Genomic DNA, 19,615 nt, shown 5'->3' with positions numbered 1-19,615 from the left:
AATGAAGTTTGTTGATGAAGCAACGATCCTGGTCGTAGCAGGGGATGGTGGCAACGGTTGCGTAAGCTTCCGTCGCGAAAAATATATCCCACGAGGCGGCCCGGACGGCGGTGACGGCGGTGATGGTGGTGACGTTTGGCTCGAAGCTGACGAAAACCTCAACACCCTGATCGATTACCGTTTTGAAAAATCTTTCCGCGCGGAACGTGGTCAGAATGGCCAAAGCCGTGACTGTACGGGTAAACGTGGCAAAGACGTCACCGTAAAAGTCCCTGTGGGCACCCGTGTGATTGACCAGGGCACTGGCGAGACGATGGGCGACATGACTAAGCATGGTCAGCGTCTGATGGTCGCTAAGGGCGGCTGGCACGGTCTGGGCAACACCCGCTTTAAGTCTTCCGTTAACCGTACTCCACGTCAAAAGACCATGGGTACGCCGGGTGACAAGCGTGACCTGCAGCTCGAATTGATGCTGTTGGCAGATGTTGGGATGTTGGGGATGCCGAACGCCGGTAAATCTACCTTTATTCGCGCCGTTTCTGCCGCTAAGCCGAAAGTAGCGGATTATCCCTTCACCACGCTGGTGCCAAGCCTTGGTGTTGTTCGTATGGACAACGAAAAGAGCTTTGTGGTCGCCGACATCCCTGGCCTGATTGAAGGCGCAGCGGAAGGCGCTGGCCTGGGCATTCGCTTCCTTAAACACCTTGAGCGTTGCCGCGTACTGCTTCATCTGATCGATATCGATCCGATTGACGGTTCCGATCCAGTGGAAAACGCCCGCATCATCATCGGCGAACTGGAAAAATACAGCGAGAAGCTGGCTGAAAAACCACGCTGGTTGGTGTTCAACAAAATCGACCTGATGGACAAAGCCGAGGCAGAAGCCAAAGCGAAAGCCATTGCTGAAGCGCTGGGCTGGGAAGACAAGTTCTACCTGATCTCCGCGGCAAGCCAGCAGGGCGTGAAAGATCTTTGCTGGGATGTGATGACCTTCATCATCGAAAACCCGGTCGCGAAAGCGGAAGAAGAGAAACAGCCAGAGAAAGTCGAGTTCATGTGGGACGATTATCATCGCGAGCAGCTTGAAGGCGCTGACGTTGAAGATGATGATGACTGGGACGACGACTGGGATGAAGACGACGAAGAAGGCGTTGAGTTCATCTACAAGCACTAAGTTCTGTTGCCCGACGGCACTTCGTTTGTCGGGCCTGCAAGAACAGCAGGTCGGGTAAGCGCAGCGCCACCCGGCACTAAAAAGGCTCCCATCGGGAGCCTTTCTGCTTTAATTGTTCTGGTAAATGTCTTTATACAAGCGGCTTTCGAAACGAACCAATGGAATGCGGCGATTACGCTGGTCCGCAGGTTCAACCGCGTAGCCCGACAGGTACTGTACAAACGCCATGCGTTGGCCACTGGCCGTCGTAATAAAGCCTGCCAGGTTATATACGCCCTGCAATGAGCCTGTCTTGGCCGAAACCTTTCCATCCACACCCGCCTGATGTAGACCCGCACGATATTGCAGGGAGCCGTCATAACCCGCTAGCGGCAACATAGAGATGAAATTCAACTCGGTGTCGTGCTGCGCAATGTACTGCAGCACCTGCATCATGGTCGCTGGAGCGATCAGGTTGTGGCGAGAAAGCCCGGAACCGTCGGCAATAATGGTGTTGCCTAAATCAACACCAGCCTGCTGACGGAGGATCTGACGGACGGCGTCTGATCCCGCACGCCAGGTCCCCGGCACGCCGAAACGAGCATGACCAATCATACGAAAGACGGTATCGGCTATCATGTTGTCGGATTTTTTCAGCATGATCTTCAACAGATCGTGCAGCGGTGCCGACTGCTTACTGGCGATAACGGTGCCCGGATCGTTGGTCAGCGTCTGGCGTAATAATGTGCCCGAATAGGTTATCCCGGCTTGCTTGAGCTCATCCTTAAGGATTGCTCCAGCGTAGCTTGCGCCATCCTGAATGGCGAACGCCAGCGGTAAAGGCTCTGAACGCTGTGGCAGGCAGCCTGTCAGCGTGTAGCGGTTCAGATCGCCCGGAACAACATCCAGCTCGCAGTATTGCGCTTCACCAGACCCTTTTTGCAGGGTACGAACCTGACTGAACATCGTCACTGGATAGTAGGATGCGACGCGAATAAACGCTAAATCGCCGGGTTTTTGTGCGCTATAAAGTGAGACAGAGAAGCAGTTACGATCGACAATCGCTGCTGCAGGAGGGGCGCTGAAGCACTGTGTGAGATCGTTCCAGGGCCAACCCGGGGCTTTATCGTGGCTGGCAAAAATGGAGGTGTCGATCAGCACATTGCCTTCAATTTGCTGGACACCTGATTTTTTCAGAACCGCCACCATATTGCGGATATCCTGCCGTTTTAACGTAGGATCGCCGCCAAATCGTGCAATTAAGTCACCTTTCAGAATGCCGTTATCAACGCTACCTTTACTTTCCAGTGTGGTGGTAAAGCGAAAATCGGGACCCAGTTGCAGCAATGCCGCCAGGGCGGTAATCACTTTTTGGGTACTTGCCGGCAGGGCCATCTGCTGGCTGTGATAATCAATGTCGGGAGCCTGTGCGCCGACTTTTTGTACCATAAGAGCAAGATTAGCGCCGGCGGGGAGCTGAGTGACGTACTGCTCAACGTTCGCGGCCTGGACGCTAAATGCTAAACTGGTGGTCAATCCGATGATAAATCTGGAAAATCGCATATTCTCGCGCTAACAACCTGGAAACAAACCGTCATACTACGGCGCAAAGCCCTGTAAAGTAAACGATGACCCATAGTGAACTTCAGGGTAAAATACGCATCAAACAGAAAAATTGCCGCTGGCCTGGAAATTTTGTTCCGGGTCAGTTTTCTTTTTGCTTTTCTCCTGGTAAGCCCGTGGGTTGAAGGAGAAAGTACAGGGGCGCAGCGCAAGCTGTACCTCAAGGAATGATGAAGAGGTAAAACCCATGCAAGCTATTCCGATGACCTTACGTGGTGCTGAAAAACTGCGCGAAGAGCTGGAGTACCTGAAATCCGTTCGTCGCCCTGAAATCATTGCGGCCATTGCCGATGCTCGCGAACATGGCGATCTGAAAGAGAACGCTGAGTATCATGCCGCGCGTGAGCAGCAGGGCTTCTGCGAAGGGCGTATCAAGGATATTGAAGCGAAACTTTCCAACGCTCAGGTTATCGATATCACCAAAATGCCGAACACTGGCCGCGTGATTTTTGGCGCGACCGTACAGGTGCTGAATCTGGATAACGATGAAGAGACAAGCTGGCGTATCGTCGGCGATGATGAGGCTGATTTTAAGCAGAACCTTATCTCGGTAAACTCGCCTATCGCACGGGGTCTGATCGGTAAAGAGCAGGACGACGTGGTGACCATTCAGACGCCAGGTGGCGAAGTTGAATATGAGATAGTCAAAGTGGATTACCTGTAATTCCACTTTGTTGATGCAATGTAAAGATAAGAAAAAGGCCGCATAGCGGCCTTTTATCAACGTTGAGAGCGTGGCATTTTGCTCACCTGCCCGCGAAAACCCCTCGTTTTACACATCACATGTGTTCAATTCAGGTTACTCTTAACGTGGCAGCGAGATTTTACGCTCTGCTGTTGGGCGATACAGAACCAGCGTTTTACCGATGACCTGTACGTTACAGGCGCCGGTTTCGCGAACGATAGCTTCCACGATAAGGACTTTAGTCTCGCGATCTTCCGAGGCGATTTTCACCTTGATGAGTTCGTGGTGCTGCAACGCTTGTTCAATCTCGGCCAGTACCCCTTCGGTCAAACCATTGTTGCCAAGCATAACTACCGGCTTGAGCGGATGTGCCAGACCTTTCAGGTGCTGTTTTTGTTTAGTACTCAGATTCATCGTATATTTTTGCTTACGTTGGGATTGAAAACGGTTCATTCTACCGCCATCTCCCAAGTATCACCAAATCGGCCGTTAAAATTTACGCAGCCGGATATGATGAACCGTCCCAATGGGAAAGTTAAATGACAGGTAAAAAGCGTTCTGCCAGTTCCAGCCGCTGGCTTCAGGAACACTTTAGCGATAAATATGTTCAGCAGGCACAGAAAAAGGGGTTACGTTCCCGTGCCTGGTTTAAACTTGATGAAATACAGCAAAGTGACAAACTTTTTAAGCCGGGAATGACGGTAGTCGATCTCGGTGCAGCGCCCGGCGGATGGTCACAGTATGCCGTTACGCAGATAGGCGGTCAGGGTCGCATCATTGCTTGCGATCTTTTGCCGATGGATCCCATCGTCGGTGTCGACTTCCTTCAGGGCGATTTTCGTGATGAATTAGTGCTGAAAGCGTTACTTGAACGCGTAGGTGACAGTAAAGTCCAGGTTGTCATGTCCGATATGGCTCCAAACATGTGCGGAACACCAGCGGTGGATATTCCCCGTGCCATGTATCTGGTGGAGCTGGCGCTTGAGATGAGCCGTGATGTTTTGGCTCCAGGCGGCAGTTTTTTAGTGAAGGTGTTTCAGGGCGAAGGTTTCGAGGAGTACCTTAAGGAAATTCGCTCCCTGTTTACGAAAGTGAAAGTTCGTAAGCCGGACTCTTCGCGCGCTCGTTCGCGTGAAGTGTACATTGTAGCGACCGGGCGAAAACCATAACCCGACGATTTTGCACCAATGCCGGTACGGCGGCGGTATGAAATGTGAAGGATGTATAGTAACCTGACGCTGTTATTAACACAGTTGTAATAAGAGGTTAATCCCTTGAGTGACATGGCGAAAAACCTAATACTCTGGCTGGTCATCGCAGTGGTGCTGATGTCTGTGTTCCAGAGCTTTGGGCCCAGCGAGTCAAATGGCCGTAAGGTGGATTACTCTACCTTCCTGCAAGAGGTCAATCAGGACCAGGTTCGCGAAGCGCGTATCAACGGACGTGAGATCAACGTTACCAAGAAAGATAGTAACCGTTACACGACTTACATTCCGGTTAACGATCCTAAACTGCTTGATAACCTGCTGACCAAAAACGTGAAAGTTGTGGGTGAACCGCCTGAAGAACCAAGCCTGCTGGCTTCTATCTTCATTTCCTGGTTCCCGATGCTTCTGCTGATTGGTGTCTGGATCTTCTTCATGCGCCAGATGCAGGGCGGCGGCGGTAAAGGCGCCATGTCGTTTGGTAAGAGCAAAGCGCGCATGCTGACGGAAGACCAGATCAAGACCACTTTTGCTGACGTCGCAGGCTGTGACGAAGCGAAAGAAGAAGTCGCTGAGCTGGTTGAATACCTGCGTGAGCCAAGCCGATTCCAGAAGCTGGGCGGTAAAATTCCAAAAGGCGTCCTGATGGTGGGGCCACCGGGTACCGGTAAAACGCTGCTGGCGAAAGCTATCGCCGGTGAAGCGAAAGTGCCTTTCTTCACCATTTCCGGTTCTGACTTCGTCGAAATGTTCGTCGGTGTGGGTGCATCCCGTGTGCGCGACATGTTCGAACAAGCGAAGAAAGCGGCGCCGTGCATTATCTTCATCGATGAAATCGACGCCGTAGGCCGCCAACGTGGTGCAGGTCTGGGCGGTGGTCACGATGAACGTGAGCAGACGCTGAACCAGATGCTGGTTGAGATGGATGGTTTCGAAGGTAACGAAGGTATTATCGTTATCGCGGCAACTAACCGTCCTGACGTACTTGACCCTGCGCTGCTGCGTCCAGGCCGTTTCGACCGTCAGGTTGTGGTCGGTCTGCCAGACGTACGTGGTCGCGAACAGATCCTGAAAGTCCATATGCGTCGCGTTCCACTGGCGCCAGATATCGATGCGGCAATCATTGCGCGCGGTACTCCGGGCTTCTCTGGTGCGGATCTCGCTAACCTCGTCAACGAAGCGGCTCTGTTCGCTGCTCGCGGCAACAAGCGCGTCGTGTCGATGGTCGAGTTCGAAAAAGCGAAAGACAAAATCATGATGGGTGCGGAACGTCGCTCCATGGTGATGACGGAAGCACAGAAAGAGTCCACGGCGTATCACGAAGCGGGTCACGCGATTATCGGCCGCCTGGTACCGGAACACGATCCGGTGCATAAAGTGACGATTATTCCGCGCGGTCGTGCTCTGGGTGTGACTTTCTTCCTGCCTGAAGGCGACGCGATCAGCGCCAGCCGTCAGAAGCTGGAAAGCCAAATCTCTACGCTGTACGGTGGTCGTCTGGCTGAAGAAATCATCTACGGTGCGGAGCATGTGTCTACCGGGGCGTCCAACGATATTAAAGTTGCGACAAACCTGGCGCGTAACATGGTCACTCAGTGGGGCTTCTCTGAAAAACTCGGTCCACTGCTGTACGCAGAGGAAGAGGGTGAAGTGTTCCTCGGCCGTTCTGTTGCGAAAGCCAAGCATATGTCCGATGAGACAGCCCGTATCATCGACCAGGAAGTGAAGCTGCTGATCGAGCGTAACTATGCTCGTGCTCGTCAGCTTCTGAACGATAACCTGGACATTCTGCATACCATGAAAGATGCGTTGATGAAGTACGAAACCATCGATGCACCGCAGATTGATGACCTGATGGCTCGTCGTGATGTTCGCCCGCCAGCTGGCTGGGAAGACAGCAACGGCAGCAGCAACAACTCTGACAGCAATGGCACCCCGAAGGCACCACGTCCGGTTGATGAACCACGCACGCCAAATCCGGGTAACACCATGTCAGAGCAACTGGGCGACAAGTAAGTCTTCCGTTGTTGAACATGTTGTTTATGATTGAAACCCTGGGGCTTGCCCCGGGGTTTTTCTTTTTCTGTTAATTACCGTAAGGCCAGGACTCCGCCATGAAACTCTTTGCCCAGGGCAGTATGCTCGATCTTTCGCATCCTCACGTGATGGGTATCCTTAATGTCACGCCAGATTCCTTCTCAGACGGTGGCACGCATAACCAACTGGTTGATGCGCTGAAACACGCCAATCTGATGATCAATGCCGGGGCGACCATTATTGATGTAGGCGGAGAATCAACGCGACCGGGTGCGGCTGAAGTTAGCGTGGAAGAGGAACTGGCTCGTGTTATCCCGGTGGTTGAGGCTATCGCCCAGCGTTTCGAAGTCTGGATTTCTGTTGATACCTCAAAACCAGAAGTTATCCGCGAATCCGCCCGTGTAGGCGCGCATATCATCAACGATATCCGTTCCCTGACTGAACCTGGCGCACTTGAAGCGGCAGCGGAAACGGGCTTACCGGTGTGCCTGATGCACATGCAGGGCAACCCAAAAACAATGCAGGAAGCGCCAAAGTACGATGACGTCGTTGCCGATGTAAATCGCTTCTTTATTGAGCATATCGAACGCTGCGAGCGGGCCGGTATCGCAAAAGAGAAATTGTTACTCGACCCGGGCTTTGGTTTCGGTAAAAATCTCCAGCACAACTACGCACTTCTCGCACGTCTGTCCGGGTTTCATCACTTTGGTCTGCCGCTGTTAGTGGGGATGTCGCGCAAGTCGATGGTCGGGCAATTACTGAATGTCGGGCCAACTGAGCGACTCAGCGGAAGCCTGGCCTGTGCCGCGGTTGCTGCGATGCAAGGCGCGCATATTATCCGCGTGCATGATGTTAAAGAAACTGTTGAAGCGATGCGTGTGGTAGAAGCCACGCTGTCTGCAAGGGAAAACAAATACTATGAGTAACCGCAAATATTTCGGCACCGACGGTATCCGCGGCCGTGTAGGCGACGCACCGATCACCCCTGATTTCGTTCTGAAGCTGGGTTTTGCTGCCGGTAAAGTCCTGGCGCGCCATGGCTCACGTAAAGTGATCATCGGCAAAGATACCCGTATTTCTGGTTATATGCTGGAATCTGCCCTGGAAGCCGGTCTTGCGGCGGCCGGCCTTTCGGCTTCCTTTACCGGCCCAATGCCCACGCCGGCAGTGGCTTATCTGACTCGCACATTCCGTGCTGAAGCGGGCATTGTTATCTCTGCTTCTCACAATCCGTTCTATGACAACGGCATCAAGTTCTTCTCCATCGACGGCACCAAGCTGCCAGATGAAGTAGAAGAAGCCATTGAAGCTGAGCTGGAAAAAGAGATCACCTGTGTGGACTCATCCGAGTTGGGGAAAGCCAGCCGTATCGTCGATGCTGCAGGGCGTTACATCGAATTCTGTAAGGCGACGTTCCCGAATGAGCTGAATCTGAACGAGCTGAAAGTCGTGGTCGATTGCGCGAATGGGGCAACCTATCACATTGCGCCGAGCGTATTCCGCGAACTGGGTGCGAAAGTGATCGCTATCGGTTGCGAACCGAATGGCCTGAACATCAACGAAGAAGTGGGCGCAACTGACGTTCGTGCTTTGCAGGCGCGCGTATTGGCAGAAAAAGCCCATCTGGGTATCGCTTTTGACGGTGACGGCGACCGCGTGATCATGGTTGACCATGAGGGTAACAAAGTCGATGGCGATCAGATCCTGTATATCATCGCTCGTGAAGGTTTGCGTCAGGGCCAGCTGCGCGGCGGTGCTGTCGGCACGCTGATGAGTAACATGGGCCTGGAAGTGGCACTGAAGCAGCTTGGCATTCCGTTTACACGCGCGAAAGTGGGCGACCGCTATGTGCTGGAAAAACTGCAGGAGAAGGGCTGGCGCATTGGGGCTGAAAACTCCGGTCACGTCATTCTGCTGGACAAAACCACGACTGGTGACGGTATCGTGGCAGCACTCCAGGTTGTTGCGGCGATGGCGCGCAACCACATGACGTTACAGGATCTGTGTAGCGGCATGAAGATGTTCCCACAGGTTCTGGTTAACGTCCGTTACACCGACGGTGCAGAAAACCCACTCGAGAACGAGACAGTGAAAAGCGTCACCGCTGAGGTGGAGTCTGCGCTGGGAAGTCGTGGCCGTGTTCTGTTGCGTAAATCGGGCACTGAGCCACTGATTCGCGTGATGGTAGAAGGTGAAGATGAAGCTCAGGTTAACGCCTTCGCTCACCGAATCGCTGACGCAGTGAAAGCGGTTTAACCCCACCATAACCGTTTAAAAAGGCGGCGTTTGTCGCCTTTTTGTTGCCGCACAGTGTGTCTTTTGCTGTTTTTTTCCGCACTTGATACAATGCATCAAAATTGCCCTTGCGAAGCCAATTCGCTTTGGTTAGTATTCACACCCGCTTCAGTGGGAAACGTTAATAAATCCCGCTTTATTGGTTGAAGCACTTGGTATGCGGTAATCCCGCAAGGAACAGGTTGATTATGTACGAAGCTCTTTTGGTCGTTTTCCTTCTTGTTGCGATTGGCCTCGTTGGTCTGATCATGCTGCAGCAGGGTAAAGGCGCTGATATGGGAGCCTCCTTCGGAGCAGGCGCATCCGCTACGTTGTTTGGTTCAGGGGGTTCTGGTAACTTCATGACCCGCATGACCGCGATTCTGGCGACGCTGTTCTTCATTATCAGTCTGGTTCTGGGTAACCTGAATACCAACAAAACCAGTAAAGGAAGCGAGTGGGAAAATCTGACTGCACCGAAATCGGAGCAGACTCAGCCAGCAGCACCGGCACAGCCGAGCAGCGATATCCCACACTAAGTACTCAGTACCGAGGTGGTGGAATTGGTAGACACGCTACCTTGAGGTGGTAGTGCCCTAACGGGCTTGTGGGTTCGAGTCCCATCCTCGGTACCAATATTCCAGAAAAGAGACGTCGTAAGACGTCTTTTTTTGTTTTTGTCCTTTCTGTTTTTCGCCTTATTCCAGAGTTTTTTTATAAACAAAACTCTCCTGTCTGGACCTGCGTTAACCCGATAAAGTCTTCATCGTTTGTTTTTACATCATCTATGCGGATCTGAAGACGCCATGACTATCACCAAATTGCTTTCTCTGACAGGACTCTTATTACTGGCGGGATGCAGCAGTTCATCCTCATCAAATACGGTTACTGAAATCCAGGATATGGCTGTGCCCGTCGTACATTCTCAGGAGGCCGTGAGCGCAGAAAGTTCAGATGTGACTCATTGCTATAAAGAGAATGCAGCCCGTCTCAGCAAGCTCCAGTACTCGCTGAAATCAACGATGCTGAAGGATGTAAAACCGTCTGAAATATTTGATACTCATAGCGATGCGCACCAGGTTTATACGGCGTTATCAAAACTTGAGCAAATTTCAGCGATGAATGAAACGTATCGGAAAGAGGGCAATATTGCCGGGCTTAAAGCGATTAACGAAATGCTTAAGCCGCTGAATGTCGCTGCTTGATGGGATCAGGATTGCCGGTCGCCCGGCGATCCTGTGGGGTGCTAGAAAGTGAAATTGAAACCAGCGTAACCGCCATCGGCCAGAGTATTATCCCGATGGCCATCTTTCCCTGCCATATCGATATAACGGTAGCCAGCTTCGACATACATCGATTTAATGACACGCAGGCGTACACCAGCATTTGCCTCTACGTAGTCGTCAACACCACTGGAGAGTGAGTCCGGTGAGTAGTAGTACTCGCCAAACACCGTAATGAAATCACCCAGTGGGACTTGTGCTCCGCCGCCCACGGCAACGGCATAGCCTTCATCGCTACTCTTCGGATTCAGGTACAGAGCTTTACCCCCGAGGGTAAACAGAACCGGCCCAAGTGGCATGTTTATGCCCATGCCAAGACCTGCCACATCGCCGTCGTTATCACTGTGTGCCCAATTGCCGTTGAACGTCAATCCGGGCTCGTTCGCGCCAAAACTGGCGGATAAATTGGTGTACTCTTCACCGGCTTCGCCATGAAGGTTAATGGCGGCACTTGCTGCGCTCATGGTGCCAAGTGCCACAACAAGCGCGGCGGCTTTGAATGTAAACTTACGCATGGGTTGCTCCCTCAAATAAAAAAAGCCCGATGCGTTTGCTCGGGCAAATAAATCAAGTGTTTGCTGTCGCGATAAATTACTGGCCGGAGATCTGCACGACAACGCGACGATCGGGTGCCAGGCAGGAAATCAGAGCGTTTCCTTTCTGGTTGTCACAGGTGTTTCCCGTGACAGAATCGCTGGCGCCACGGCCTTCGGTCTGGATGTTGGCTGCTGGCATGCCCAGGTTCACCAGTTGATCGGCAACTGACTGAGCACGTTGTGCGGAAAGTTGTTGGTTATATTCAGCCTTGCCAGTGCGGTCGCTGTAACCAATTACCGTCGTGGAATGACCTTTTGCCGCCTGCATTTCTGGGGAGTTATACAGTTGATTGATGGCGGCTTTACCTTCTTCAGTCAGCATCGCGGAATCGTAACCGAACATCACGTCAGACTTGAGGTTGAAGGTTTTTACTTCAGGTGCAGGGGCTTCAACAGGGGCAGGAGCCACAACCGGCGCGTCATCGTGCTGGCCAAAGCGGTACACCACGCCAGCCGTTACAGAGCTGACATCTGCACTCACACCAATCTGGTTGGAGTTACCAACGTTGCTGACCCACTGGTATTCCAGGCGGCCTGCCCAGTTCTGCGTAAAGGCATATTCAGTTCCCAAAGCGACAACGGGACGGATGCCGGTTTCAAACTTGTTGTGGCCACTGATGTCGGATTCAGCACGATAGCCCATGGCGCCGAAGCGGCCATAGATATCCCAGTTATCGGTAAAGCCGTAGCTGGTTTTCAGGGAAAGTTGCAGACCCTGGCTTTTCATTTTGGCGCCGTTAACGCCGTTATTGCCGTTGATCTGCATGTTGCCGAGGTAGTCGTAACCGCCTTCTACCGCCAGCCAGTCATTGATCTGATAGCCACCGAATACACCGCCGCCGACATTGTCGTGATCGATATCGAAATCAGTCGCGTCATGCAGGTTATCGTTGAAGTCTTTATTTCCGCTGGCATCGAAATAGTGAGACCAGCCGAATTTAGCGCCACCGTACCAGGTACCTGCATCACCCGCGGCGAAAGCAGTGGATACTGCACAAGCATTTAAAACCATCAAGGCAACAAGAGTTTTTTTCATTTTTAACAATCATCCGTTATCAAAGCGAGCATGGGATTACTGATAAACGCAGGCTGCTAAGATAGGACCAATGATTATTATTGGATAATTCAAAACGGTTTAAATTTAAATCTGGCGTGCTTTTTAAGCAGTAGGTTTTCCAGGCGTGTCATTGTGTTTTTAAATGTAAAGGCCTTCTATTATTTGTGAATTCAGGAAGGCCTGGAAGTCTTAGAATTTTTCAGGAAGTGTTTCAATATGCTGTAAATATCCACCGCGTATGAACTGGATATATTTCCCTTTTTTCAGTGCGGAGAGCACATTCAGCACGCTACTGCGTGAAAGGTGAGTACGGTCCTGAATATAATCGAGCATTGAAATGCGCATTCTCGTCTCTTCAGGGAGTAAGATCATTTCTAATAAATGATTGCGGATAACTGAATAGGTTCGTTGCTGTAGAACAAGTGCATCGCGATAGGTCAAATAGGCGGTGTGGTAGGAGAGCAGAATAGTGACCTCTTCCCACAGCTGTTTCTCACGTAAAATCTGAATAGCGTCCTCAGCATCCATTCGCAGAATTTCGCATTCGACTTCCGCACGTAAACCATGCGTACGCATCGGTTGCATCATTTCGGCAATGCCAAACAGATGAGGCTCGTAAACGGTGACCATCAACAACCCATCTGAAGAACGCAGGATAGAGATCTCGCCTTTTTTAAACAGATAAAGCTGATGCTTTCCTTTGTATTCCCAGCTGATTTTCTTTCTGGCGATGGCGTTCATGGGGATTGCATGGGGTTCCAGCGCGTTTAGAAGACGGTTAATCGCCTCTTGAGGGCGATCAGGTTGCGTAAGATGCATTGAGAATCCTCATGAATACTGATGAGTTATTACGTCAGAATTATAGATGAGCATGGTAAAACACAACGAACGAAACGGACAGGTAAAAGAGACCTAAAAAAGGGATGTGCTCTAAAAATGTGAGTGATTATCAACTTCTTTTGGATGTAAAAATAAAAAAAAAGGCCGGGTATCCGGCCTTTATGCTATGCAAAGCATCACTTCTTCACGTGGCTGTCCAGGTTTTCAACCTGAGGCAATCCATTACCGGAGGAGGCTGAAAGCAGACCGGTTTTTGCGTAGCCGAACAGTTTTTCACGGGTATCGGTAATGTCCAGATTGCGCATGGTCAACTGGCCGATACGATCGTCTGGTGAGAACACCGAATCCCCTTTCTCCATGGTCAGACGCTCAGCCTTATAGGTCAGATTGTCAGAGACGGTGTTGAGGATGGAGTAGTCATTCCCACGACGCAGCTCCAGGGTGACTTCGCCAGTTATCTGGCTTGCTACCCAACGTTGCAACCCATCACGCAGCATCAGTGCCTGGGAATCGAACCAGCGGCCTTGATACAGCAGACGGCCCAGCTGACGACCATGAGCGTGGTACTGCTCAATGGTGTCTTCGTTGTGAATGCCGGTCAGCAGACGTTCATAAGCAATGTGCAGCAGGGCCATGCCCGGTGCTTCATAAATGCCACGGCTCTTCGCTTCGATGATGCGGTTTTCAATCTGATCGCTCATCCCCAGGCCGTGACGACCGCCGATACGGTTGGCTTCCAGCATCATCTCCACATCATCGCTGAATGTTTTGCCATTCAGCGCGACAGGATGGCCTTGCTCAAAACGAACGGTGACTTCTTCCGCAGGGATCTTCACGTTCTCATCCCAGAACTTCACGCCCATGATCGGGTTGACTATCTTGACGCTGGAGTTCAGGAATTCCAGATCTTTTGCTTCGTGGGTTGCACCCAGCATGTTGGAGTCTGTGGAGTAGGCTTTCTCAACGGACATTTTATAGTCGAAGCCACAGGCAATCATAAACTCAGACATTTCCTGACGGCCGCCGAGTTCATCAATAAAGTCAGTGTCGAGCCACGGTTTGTAAATTTTTAGCTCGGCGTTGGTCAGCAGACCGTAACGATAGAAACGTTCGATATCGTTGCCTTTGTAGGTACTGCCATCACCCCAGATGTTCACGCCATCTTCTTTCATCGCGGCAACCAGCATTGTGCCAGTAACGGCGCGGCCAAGCGGGGTGGTGTTGAAATAAGTCAAACCGCCGGTGGTGTTGTGGAAGGCTCCGCATTGAATGGCGGCAATGCCTTCAGCAACCAGTTGTTTACGGCAATCGATCAGGCGCGCGTTCTCGGCACCGTATTCCATTGCGCGGCGTGGGATAGCATCGTAATCCTCTTCATCAGGTTGACCGAGGTTCGCGGTGTAGGCGTACGGCACAGCGCCTTTTTTTCGCATCCACAGCAGTGCGGCGCTGGTGTCCAGACCACCGGAGAAAGCGATACCAATACGTTGACCAGATGGAAGATGCTTGAGAATCGTCGTCATAAAGTAAAACCCTGCTTGCCAGACTGTGTTGAGGTAAAAGTTTCTGCTATCACTGCATGTTTATGCAAAATAAGTGAGTTTTCATTTAATCATCTTTTTTCCGGAACAGGAAGTGATTCATGAATTTTCCTTGAAAAATTCCCGGCCAGAGGCGCTAACATTATGCATAACAGCAGGTTTTTTATGCCCGAACAAGCAGGGATATTAATGGGTTGACAGAAGCCATTTATTTTCAATATACTGCAGGCCGATTTTACGTCCCGTCCTCGGTACCAAATCCCAGCAGTATTTGCGTTTTTTACCTAAACCCGGTAAAATATGCCACGTTTCAGGCGCGGGGTGGAGCAGCCTGGTAGCTCGTCGGGCTCATAACCCGAAGGTCGTCGGTTCAAATCCGGCCCCCGCAACCACTTTCCCTTTGAGTTCTTTTTCAAATATACTCTTCGTATGTCGTCGCTGGATTTGAAAAAATTCTCACGGAAAGTACTCCAGACCGCATTTGCGGTTATAGGGTTCAGTTATCTAAAGCCCCGATTTATCGGGGTTTTTTGTTATCTGACTAAAGAATAACTGGGCTTTACGCCCTTTTTTTATGTCTTGGGGGTGGGCTTGTCCACATTAGAACAGAAATTAACAGAGATGCTTACGGCGCCGGTTGAGGCACTGGGCTTCGAGCTGGTTGGCATCGAATTCATTCGCGGTCGCACATCCACGCTGCGCATCTATATTGATAGTGAAGATGGCATCAATGTTGATGATTGTGCTGATGTGAGCCACCAGGTCAGTGCCGTCATGGATGTCGAAGACCCCATTACCGTCGCTTACAACCTGGAAGTTTCCTCACCAGGGCTCGACCGTCCTATGTTCACCGCTGAACATTACACACGTTTCCTCGGTGAAGAGGTTACGGTTGTCCTGCGCATGGCGGTTCAGAACCGTCGTAAATGGCAGGGCATTATCAAAGCGGTAGATGGTGAGATGATCACTGTTACAGTCGAAGGCAAAGATGAAGTGTTCGCGCTGAGTAACATCCAGAAGGCGAACCTGGTTCCCCACTTTTAACAGTCTGGATTGAGGTGAAAGGCCCCGATGAACAAAGAAATTTTGGCTGTTGTTGAAGCCGTTTCCAATGAAAAGTCACTGCCGCGCGAAAAGATTTTCGAAGCGCTGGAAAGTGCACTGGCTACGGCAACCAAGAAAAAATACGAACAAGAGATCGATGTTCGCGTAGAAATCGATCGTAAGAGCGGTGATTTCGATACTTTCCGTCGCTGGGTTATTGTTGAAGAAGTGACTCAACCAACGAAAGAAATCACCCTCGAAGCCGCTCGTTATGAAGACGAGAGCTTTAATGTGGGCGATTATGTGGAAGACCAGATTGAGTCTGTGACCTTCGACCGTATCACCACTCAAACCGCGAAACAGGTTATCGTACAGAAAGTCCGCGAAGCGGAGCGTGCGATGGTTGTTGATCAGTTCCGTGAGCATGAAGGTGAAATCATCACCGGCGTGGTGAAGAAAGTGAACCGCGACAACATCTCTTTGGATCTCGGCAACAATGCTGAAGCTGTGATCCTGCGTGAAGACATGCTGCCACGTGAAAACTTCCGTCCGGGCGACCGTATTCGCGGCGTACTTTACTCCGTGCGTCCGGAAGCGCGTGGCGCGCAGCTGTTCGTGACCCGTTCCAAGCCGGAAATGCTGGTAGAACTGTTCCGCATCGAAGTGCCGGAAATTGGCGAAGAAGTTATCGAAATCAAAGCCGCTGCCCGCGATCCTGGTTCTCGTGCGAAAATCGCAGTGAAAACCAACGATAAGCGTATCGACCCAGTCGGCGCTTGCGTGGGTATGCGTGGTGCGCGTGTTCAGGCCGTTTCTACTGAGCTTGGCGGTGAGCGTATCGATATCGTTCTGTGGGACGATAACCCGGCTCAGTTCGTGATCAACGCGATGGCACCGGCAGACGTTGCTTCTATCGTAGTTGATGAAGATAAGCACACCATGGATATCGCCGTTGAAGCGGGTAACCTGGCGCAGGCGATCGGCCGTAATGGTCAGAACGTGCGTCTGGCTTCACAGCTGAGCGGCTGGGATCTCAACGTTATGACTGTTGACGATCTGCAGGCGAAGCATCAGGCTGAAGCCCATGCGGCGATCGATACCTTCACCAAATATCTCGATATTGATGAAGACTTCGCCACCGTGCTGGTTGAAGAAGGTTTCTCAAGCCTGGAAGAACTGGCCTATGTGCCAATGAAAGAACTGCTGGAAATCGACGGCCTGGACGAACAGACCGTTGAGGCACTTCGTGAACGTGCGAAAAACGCACTGACTACGCTGGCGCTGGCTCAGGAAGAAAGCCTCGGTGATAAAAAACCGGCTGACGATCTGCTGAACCTTGAAGGTCTGGATCGTGCAATGGCATTTAAGCTGGCTGCCCGCGGTGTTTGTACGCTGGAAGATCTTGCCGATCAGGGCATTGATGACCTGGCTGATATCGAAGGTTTGACCGACGAGAAAGCCGGTGAGCTCATCATGGCCGCACGCAATATTTGCTGGTTCGGCGACGAAGCGTAATAAACTGTAGCAGGAAGGAACAGCATGACAGATGTAACCGTAAAAACGCTGGCCGCAGAAATTCAGACTTCCGTGGACCGCCTGGTACAGCAATTTGCTGATGCAGGTATCCCGAAGAAAGCTGAAGATTCTGTGACCGCGCAAGAAAAACAAACCTTGTTAGCACACCTGAACCGTGAACACGGTTCAGCGCCTGACAAGCTGACGCTGCAGCGTAAAACCCGGAGCACCCTGAGCGTTCAGGGAACCGGTGGTAAGAGCAAATCGGTGCAGATTGAAGTCCGCAAAACGCGTACCTTTGTAAAACGTGACCCGCAGGAAGCTGACCGTCTGGCGGAAGAAGAAGCGAAGCGTGAAGCGGAAGAACAAGCCCGTCGTGAGGCTGAAGAAACAGCCAAGCGTGAGGCACAGGCAAAAGCTGAACGTGAGGCCGCAGAACAAGCTAAGCGCGAATCCGCTGAAAAAGCGAAGCGTGAAGTTGCGGAAAAAGACAAAGTGAGCAATCAACAGACAGACGATATGACCAAAACCGCCCAGGCTGAGAAAGCCCGCCGTGAAGCTGAAGCTGCAGAGCTGAAGCGTAAATCGGAAGAAGAAGCGCGTCGCAAGCTTGAAGAAGAAGCTCGCCGCGTCGCGGAAGAAGCCCGCCGCATGGCCGAAGAAAACGAGAAAAATGGGGTGAATAACGCTGAGCCGACTGAGGATACCAGCGATTATCACGTCACCACTTCTCAGCATGCTCGCCAGGCTGAAGACGAAAACGATCGTGAAAGCGAAGCCGGCCGTGGTCGCACTCGTAGCGCGAAAGCGGCTCGTCCAGCGAAGAAAGGCAATAAGCACGCTGAATCCAAAGCCGATCGCGAAGAAGCTCGCGCTGCCGTTCGTGGCGGCAAAGGCGGTAAGCGTAAAGGTTCCACTCTGCAGCAGGGCTTCCAGAAGCCAGCTCAGGCCGTAAACCGTGACGTTGTGATTGGTGAAACCATCACCGTTGGCGATCTGGCTAACAAGATGGCCGTCAAAGGTTCTCAGGTCATCAAAGCGATGATGAAGCTGGGCGCGATGGCGACCATCAACCAGGTCATCGACCAGGAAACCGCACAGCTGGTTGCCGAAGAGATGGGCCACAAAGTTATCCTGCGCCGTGAGAACGAGCTGGAAGAAGCGGTAATGAGCGACCGTGATACCGGTGCTGCTGCTGAGCCACGTGCGCCAGTCGTGACCATCATGGGTCACGTTGACCACGGTAAAACCTCTCTGCTCGACTACATTCGTTCAACGAAAGTGGCGTCTGGCGAAGCAGGTGGCATTACCCAGCATATCGGTGCTTACCACGTTGAAACTGACAACGGTATGATCACCTTCCTGGATACCCCGGGTCACGCCGCGTTTACCTCCATGCGTGCTCGTGGTGCTCAGGCAACGGATATCGTTGTTCTGGTTGTTGCCGCAGACGACGGCGTCATGCCGCAGACCATCGAAGCTATCCAGCACGCGAAAGCGGCGCAGGTGCCTCTGGTCGTTGCTGTGAACAAAATCGATAAGCCTGAAGCGGACATGGATCGCGTTAAGAACGAACTGTCTCAGTACGGTGTTATGCCGGAAGAGTGGGGCGGTGAAGCGCAGTTCATCCCAGTCTCTGCAAAAGTGGGTACCGGTGTTGATGACCTGCTGAACGCAATCCTGCTGCAGTCTGAAGTTCTGGAACTGAAAGCGGTTCGTAACGGTATGGCAAGCGGTGCAGTTATCGAATCCTTCCTGGATAAAGGTCGTGGTCCGGTTGCTACCGTGCTGGTTCGTGAAGGGACTCTGCACAAGGGCGATATCGTTCTGTGTGGCTTCGAATACGGTCGCGTTCGTGCGATGCGTGACGAACTGGGTCAGGAAGTTCTGGAAGCAGGTCCGTCCATTCCAGTGGAAATCCTGGGTCTGTCCGGTGTTCCGGCTGCCGGTGACGAAGTGACCGTTGTACGTGACGAGAAAAAAGCGCGTGAAGTTGCGCTGTATCGTCAGGGCAAATTCCGTGAAGTCAAACTGGCTCGTCAGCAGAAGTCCAAGCTGGAGAACATGTTTGCCAACATGACCGAAGGCGAAGTTCACGAAGTGAACGTTGTTCTGAAAGCCGACGTACAGGGTTCTGTCGAAGCGATCTCCGATTCCTTGCTGAAACTGTCTACCGACGAAGTGAAAGTGAAGATCATCGGTTCTGGCGTAGGTGGTATCACCGAAACCGACGCAACGCTGGCTGCAGCTTCCAACGCTATCCTGGTTGGCTTCAACGTCCGTGCTGATGCTTCTGCGCGTCGCGTCATTGATGCTGAAAGCCTGGATCTGCGTTACTACTCCGTCATCTATCATCTGATTGACGAAGTGAAAGCAGCGATGAGCGGCATGCTGTCACCAGAACTGAAACAGCAGATCATTGGTCTGGCTGAAGTTCGTGACGTGTTCAAATCGCCGAAATTCGGTGCGGTCGCCGGTTGTATGGTTACCGAAGGTAACATCAAGCGTCACAACCCAATCCGCGTACTGCGTGACAACGTGGTTATCTATGAAGGCGAGCTGGAATCCCTGCGTCGCTTCAAAGATGACGTTAACGAAGTCCGTAACGGCATGGAATGTGGTATCGGCGTGAAGAACTACAACGACGTTCGTGTTGGCGATATGATCGAAGTGTTCGAGATCATTGAGATCCAACGCAGCATCGACTAATCCGCAAGGATTAGCCAGCGTCCAGGCCGGGTCAGCGAAGCGCCACCCGGCAT

General features: G+C 51.9%; 17 protein-coding genes and 2 tRNA genes. 13 read left to right on the top strand and 6 right to left on the bottom strand.

Going from position 1 to position 19,615, the window contains the following annotated elements; genetic code table 11:
- The first annotated feature begins 1 nt into the window (after position 1).
- The gene (gene cgtA / locus ACI2I2_RS08680; RefSeq protein ID WP_404657556.1) at positions 2-1,174 is read left to right on the top strand and encodes an Obg family GTPase CgtA; all 1,173 of its coding nucleotides are present in this window, start codon (positions 2-4) and stop codon (positions 1,172-1,174) included.
- A 108-nt stretch (positions 1,175-1,282) separates the two neighbouring features.
- Here the strand turns inward: cgtA and dacB are convergent, their stop codons facing one another.
- Positions 1,283-2,716: a serine-type D-Ala-D-Ala carboxypeptidase gene (dacB, locus tag ACI2I2_RS08675; RefSeq protein WP_404657555.1), complete on the bottom strand. Its 1,434-nt coding sequence runs from the start codon at positions 2,714-2,716 to the stop codon at positions 1,283-1,285.
- Positions 2,717-2,963: 247 nt separating this feature from the next.
- Here dacB and greA point away from each other — a divergent pair, with 247 nt between their 5' ends.
- On the top strand, positions 2,964-3,440 hold the full coding sequence (gene greA, locus ACI2I2_RS08670; RefSeq protein WP_330983972.1) for a transcription elongation factor GreA: 477 nt from the start codon (positions 2,964-2,966) through the stop codon (positions 3,438-3,440).
- Positions 3,441-3,581: 141 nt separating this feature from the next.
- Here the strand turns inward: greA and yhbY are convergent, their stop codons facing one another.
- Positions 3,582-3,875 carry a ribosome assembly RNA-binding protein YhbY gene (gene yhbY, locus ACI2I2_RS08665; RefSeq protein WP_330983971.1) on the bottom strand — a complete coding sequence of 98 codons (294 nt, stop codon included), beginning with the start codon at positions 3,873-3,875 and terminating at the stop codon, positions 3,582-3,584.
- A 125-nt stretch (positions 3,876-4,000) separates the two neighbouring features.
- Between yhbY and rlmE the strand changes: the two genes are divergently transcribed.
- From rlmE to ACI2I2_RS08630, 7 genes are all read left to right on the top strand, one after another.
- Complete coding sequence (gene rlmE, locus ACI2I2_RS08660; RefSeq protein ID WP_330983970.1) at positions 4,001-4,630, top strand: 23S rRNA (uridine(2552)-2'-O)-methyltransferase RlmE; 630 nt, start codon at positions 4,001-4,003, stop codon at positions 4,628-4,630.
- Positions 4,631-4,744: 114 nt separating this feature from the next.
- Positions 4,745-6,682 carry an ATP-dependent zinc metalloprotease FtsH gene (gene ftsH / locus ACI2I2_RS08655; protein ID WP_404657554.1) on the top strand — a complete coding sequence of 646 codons (1,938 nt, stop codon included), beginning with the start codon at positions 4,745-4,747 and terminating at the stop codon, positions 6,680-6,682.
- 98 nt (positions 6,683-6,780) lie between these two features.
- Positions 6,781-7,629, top strand: coding sequence for a dihydropteroate synthase (gene folP / locus ACI2I2_RS08650; protein WP_404657553.1), 849 nt, complete (start codon positions 6,781-6,783; stop codon positions 7,627-7,629).
- Positions 7,622-8,959: a phosphoglucosamine mutase gene (gene glmM, locus ACI2I2_RS08645; RefSeq protein WP_404657552.1), complete on the top strand. Its 1,338-nt coding sequence runs from the start codon at positions 7,622-7,624 to the stop codon at positions 8,957-8,959. Before folP ends, glmM begins: the two co-directional genes overlap by 8 nt.
- A gap of 227 nt (positions 8,960-9,186) precedes the next feature.
- Positions 9,187-9,516 carry a preprotein translocase subunit SecG gene (gene secG, locus ACI2I2_RS08640; protein ID WP_330983966.1) on the top strand — a complete coding sequence of 110 codons (330 nt, stop codon included), beginning with the start codon at positions 9,187-9,189 and terminating at the stop codon, positions 9,514-9,516.
- 9 nt (positions 9,517-9,525) lie between these two features.
- Positions 9,526-9,612, top strand: a tRNA-Leu gene (locus ACI2I2_RS08635).
- Between the two features lie 171 nt (positions 9,613-9,783).
- On the top strand, positions 9,784-10,182 hold the full coding sequence (locus ACI2I2_RS08630) for a hypothetical protein (protein ID WP_404657551.1): 399 nt from the start codon (positions 9,784-9,786) through the stop codon (positions 10,180-10,182).
- A gap of 41 nt (positions 10,183-10,223) precedes the next feature.
- On the opposite strand, the gene ACI2I2_RS08625 is transcribed toward ACI2I2_RS08630, so the two are convergent.
- The 4 genes from ACI2I2_RS08625 to argG form a co-directional block, all read right to left on the bottom strand.
- Positions 10,224-10,775, bottom strand: a complete 552-nt coding sequence (locus ACI2I2_RS08625) for a YfaZ family outer membrane protein (protein WP_404657550.1) — start codon at positions 10,773-10,775, stop codon at positions 10,224-10,226.
- 76 nt (positions 10,776-10,851) lie between these two features.
- On the bottom strand, positions 10,852-11,892 hold the full coding sequence (gene ompA, locus ACI2I2_RS08620) for a porin OmpA (protein WP_404657549.1): 1,041 nt from the start codon (positions 11,890-11,892) through the stop codon (positions 10,852-10,854).
- Positions 11,893-12,102: 210 nt separating this feature from the next.
- Positions 12,103-12,732 carry a helix-turn-helix domain-containing protein gene (locus tag ACI2I2_RS08615; RefSeq protein WP_404657548.1) on the bottom strand — a complete coding sequence of 210 codons (630 nt, stop codon included), beginning with the start codon at positions 12,730-12,732 and terminating at the stop codon, positions 12,103-12,105.
- Positions 12,733-12,929: 197 nt separating this feature from the next.
- Complete coding sequence (argG, locus tag ACI2I2_RS08610) at positions 12,930-14,276, bottom strand: argininosuccinate synthase (protein ID WP_404657547.1); 1,347 nt, start codon at positions 14,274-14,276, stop codon at positions 12,930-12,932.
- A gap of 333 nt (positions 14,277-14,609) precedes the next feature.
- Between argG and ACI2I2_RS08605 the strand changes: the two genes are divergently transcribed.
- From ACI2I2_RS08605 to infB, 4 genes are all read left to right on the top strand, one after another.
- Positions 14,610-14,686: transfer RNA gene (locus ACI2I2_RS08605), tRNA-Met, on the top strand.
- 199 nt (positions 14,687-14,885) lie between these two features.
- Positions 14,886-15,338: a ribosome maturation factor RimP gene (gene rimP / locus ACI2I2_RS08600; RefSeq protein WP_330983961.1), complete on the top strand. Its 453-nt coding sequence runs from the start codon at positions 14,886-14,888 to the stop codon at positions 15,336-15,338.
- A gap of 27 nt (positions 15,339-15,365) precedes the next feature.
- Positions 15,366-16,853 (top strand): transcription termination factor NusA, encoded by a 1,488-nt coding sequence (gene nusA, locus ACI2I2_RS08595; protein ID WP_404657546.1) that lies wholly within the window; start codon positions 15,366-15,368, stop codon positions 16,851-16,853.
- Positions 16,854-16,877: 24 nt separating this feature from the next.
- Positions 16,878-19,562, top strand: coding sequence for a translation initiation factor IF-2 (gene infB, locus ACI2I2_RS08590; protein ID WP_404657545.1), 2,685 nt, complete (start codon positions 16,878-16,880; stop codon positions 19,560-19,562).
- The last annotated feature ends 53 nt before the right edge of the window (positions 19,563-19,615 follow it).

The sequence above is a fragment of the Scandinavium sp. NPDC088450 genome (assembly GCF_044900545.1).
Lineage (GTDB): Bacteria > Pseudomonadota > Gammaproteobacteria > Enterobacterales > Enterobacteriaceae > Scandinavium.
Note: the sequence above shows the minus strand (reverse complement) of the source record. Positions and strands in the feature narration are given on the sequence as shown.

Excerpts from the sequence above, each read along its gene's own strand:
- ACI2I2_RS08615 (WP_404657548.1), bottom strand. The coding sequence starts at position 12,732 with ATGCATCTTACGCAACCTGATCGCCCTCAAGAGGCGATTAACCGTCTT.
- secG (WP_330983966.1), top strand. The coding sequence starts at position 9,187 with ATGTACGAAGCTCTTTTGGTCGTTTTCCTTCTTGTTGCGATTGGCCTC.
- glmM (WP_404657552.1), top strand. The coding sequence starts at position 7,622 with ATGAGTAACCGCAAATATTTCGGCACCGACGGTATCCGCGGCCGTGTA.
- argG (WP_404657547.1), bottom strand. The coding sequence starts at position 14,276 with ATGACGACGATTCTCAAGCATCTTCCATCTGGTCAACGTATTGGTATC.
- greA (WP_330983972.1), top strand. The coding sequence starts at position 2,964 with ATGCAAGCTATTCCGATGACCTTACGTGGTGCTGAAAAACTGCGCGAA.
- nusA (WP_404657546.1), top strand. The coding sequence starts at position 15,366 with ATGAACAAAGAAATTTTGGCTGTTGTTGAAGCCGTTTCCAATGAAAAG.
- ompA (WP_404657549.1), bottom strand. The coding sequence starts at position 11,892 with ATGAAAAAAACTCTTGTTGCCTTGATGGTTTTAAATGCTTGTGCAGTA.
- yhbY (WP_330983971.1), bottom strand. The coding sequence starts at position 3,875 with ATGAATCTGAGTACTAAACAAAAACAGCACCTGAAAGGTCTGGCACAT.
- ACI2I2_RS08625 (WP_404657550.1), bottom strand. The coding sequence starts at position 10,775 with ATGCGTAAGTTTACATTCAAAGCCGCCGCGCTTGTTGTGGCACTTGGC.
- rlmE (WP_330983970.1), top strand. The coding sequence starts at position 4,001 with ATGACAGGTAAAAAGCGTTCTGCCAGTTCCAGCCGCTGGCTTCAGGAA.
- folP (WP_404657553.1), top strand. The coding sequence starts at position 6,781 with ATGAAACTCTTTGCCCAGGGCAGTATGCTCGATCTTTCGCATCCTCAC.
- cgtA (WP_404657556.1), top strand. The coding sequence starts at position 2 with ATGAAGTTTGTTGATGAAGCAACGATCCTGGTCGTAGCAGGGGATGGT.
- infB (WP_404657545.1), top strand. The coding sequence starts at position 16,878 with ATGACAGATGTAACCGTAAAAACGCTGGCCGCAGAAATTCAGACTTCC.
- dacB (WP_404657555.1), bottom strand. The coding sequence starts at position 2,716 with ATGCGATTTTCCAGATTTATCATCGGATTGACCACCAGTTTAGCATTT.
- ftsH (WP_404657554.1), top strand. The coding sequence starts at position 4,745 with ATGGCGAAAAACCTAATACTCTGGCTGGTCATCGCAGTGGTGCTGATG.
- ACI2I2_RS08630 (WP_404657551.1), top strand. The coding sequence starts at position 9,784 with ATGACTATCACCAAATTGCTTTCTCTGACAGGACTCTTATTACTGGCG.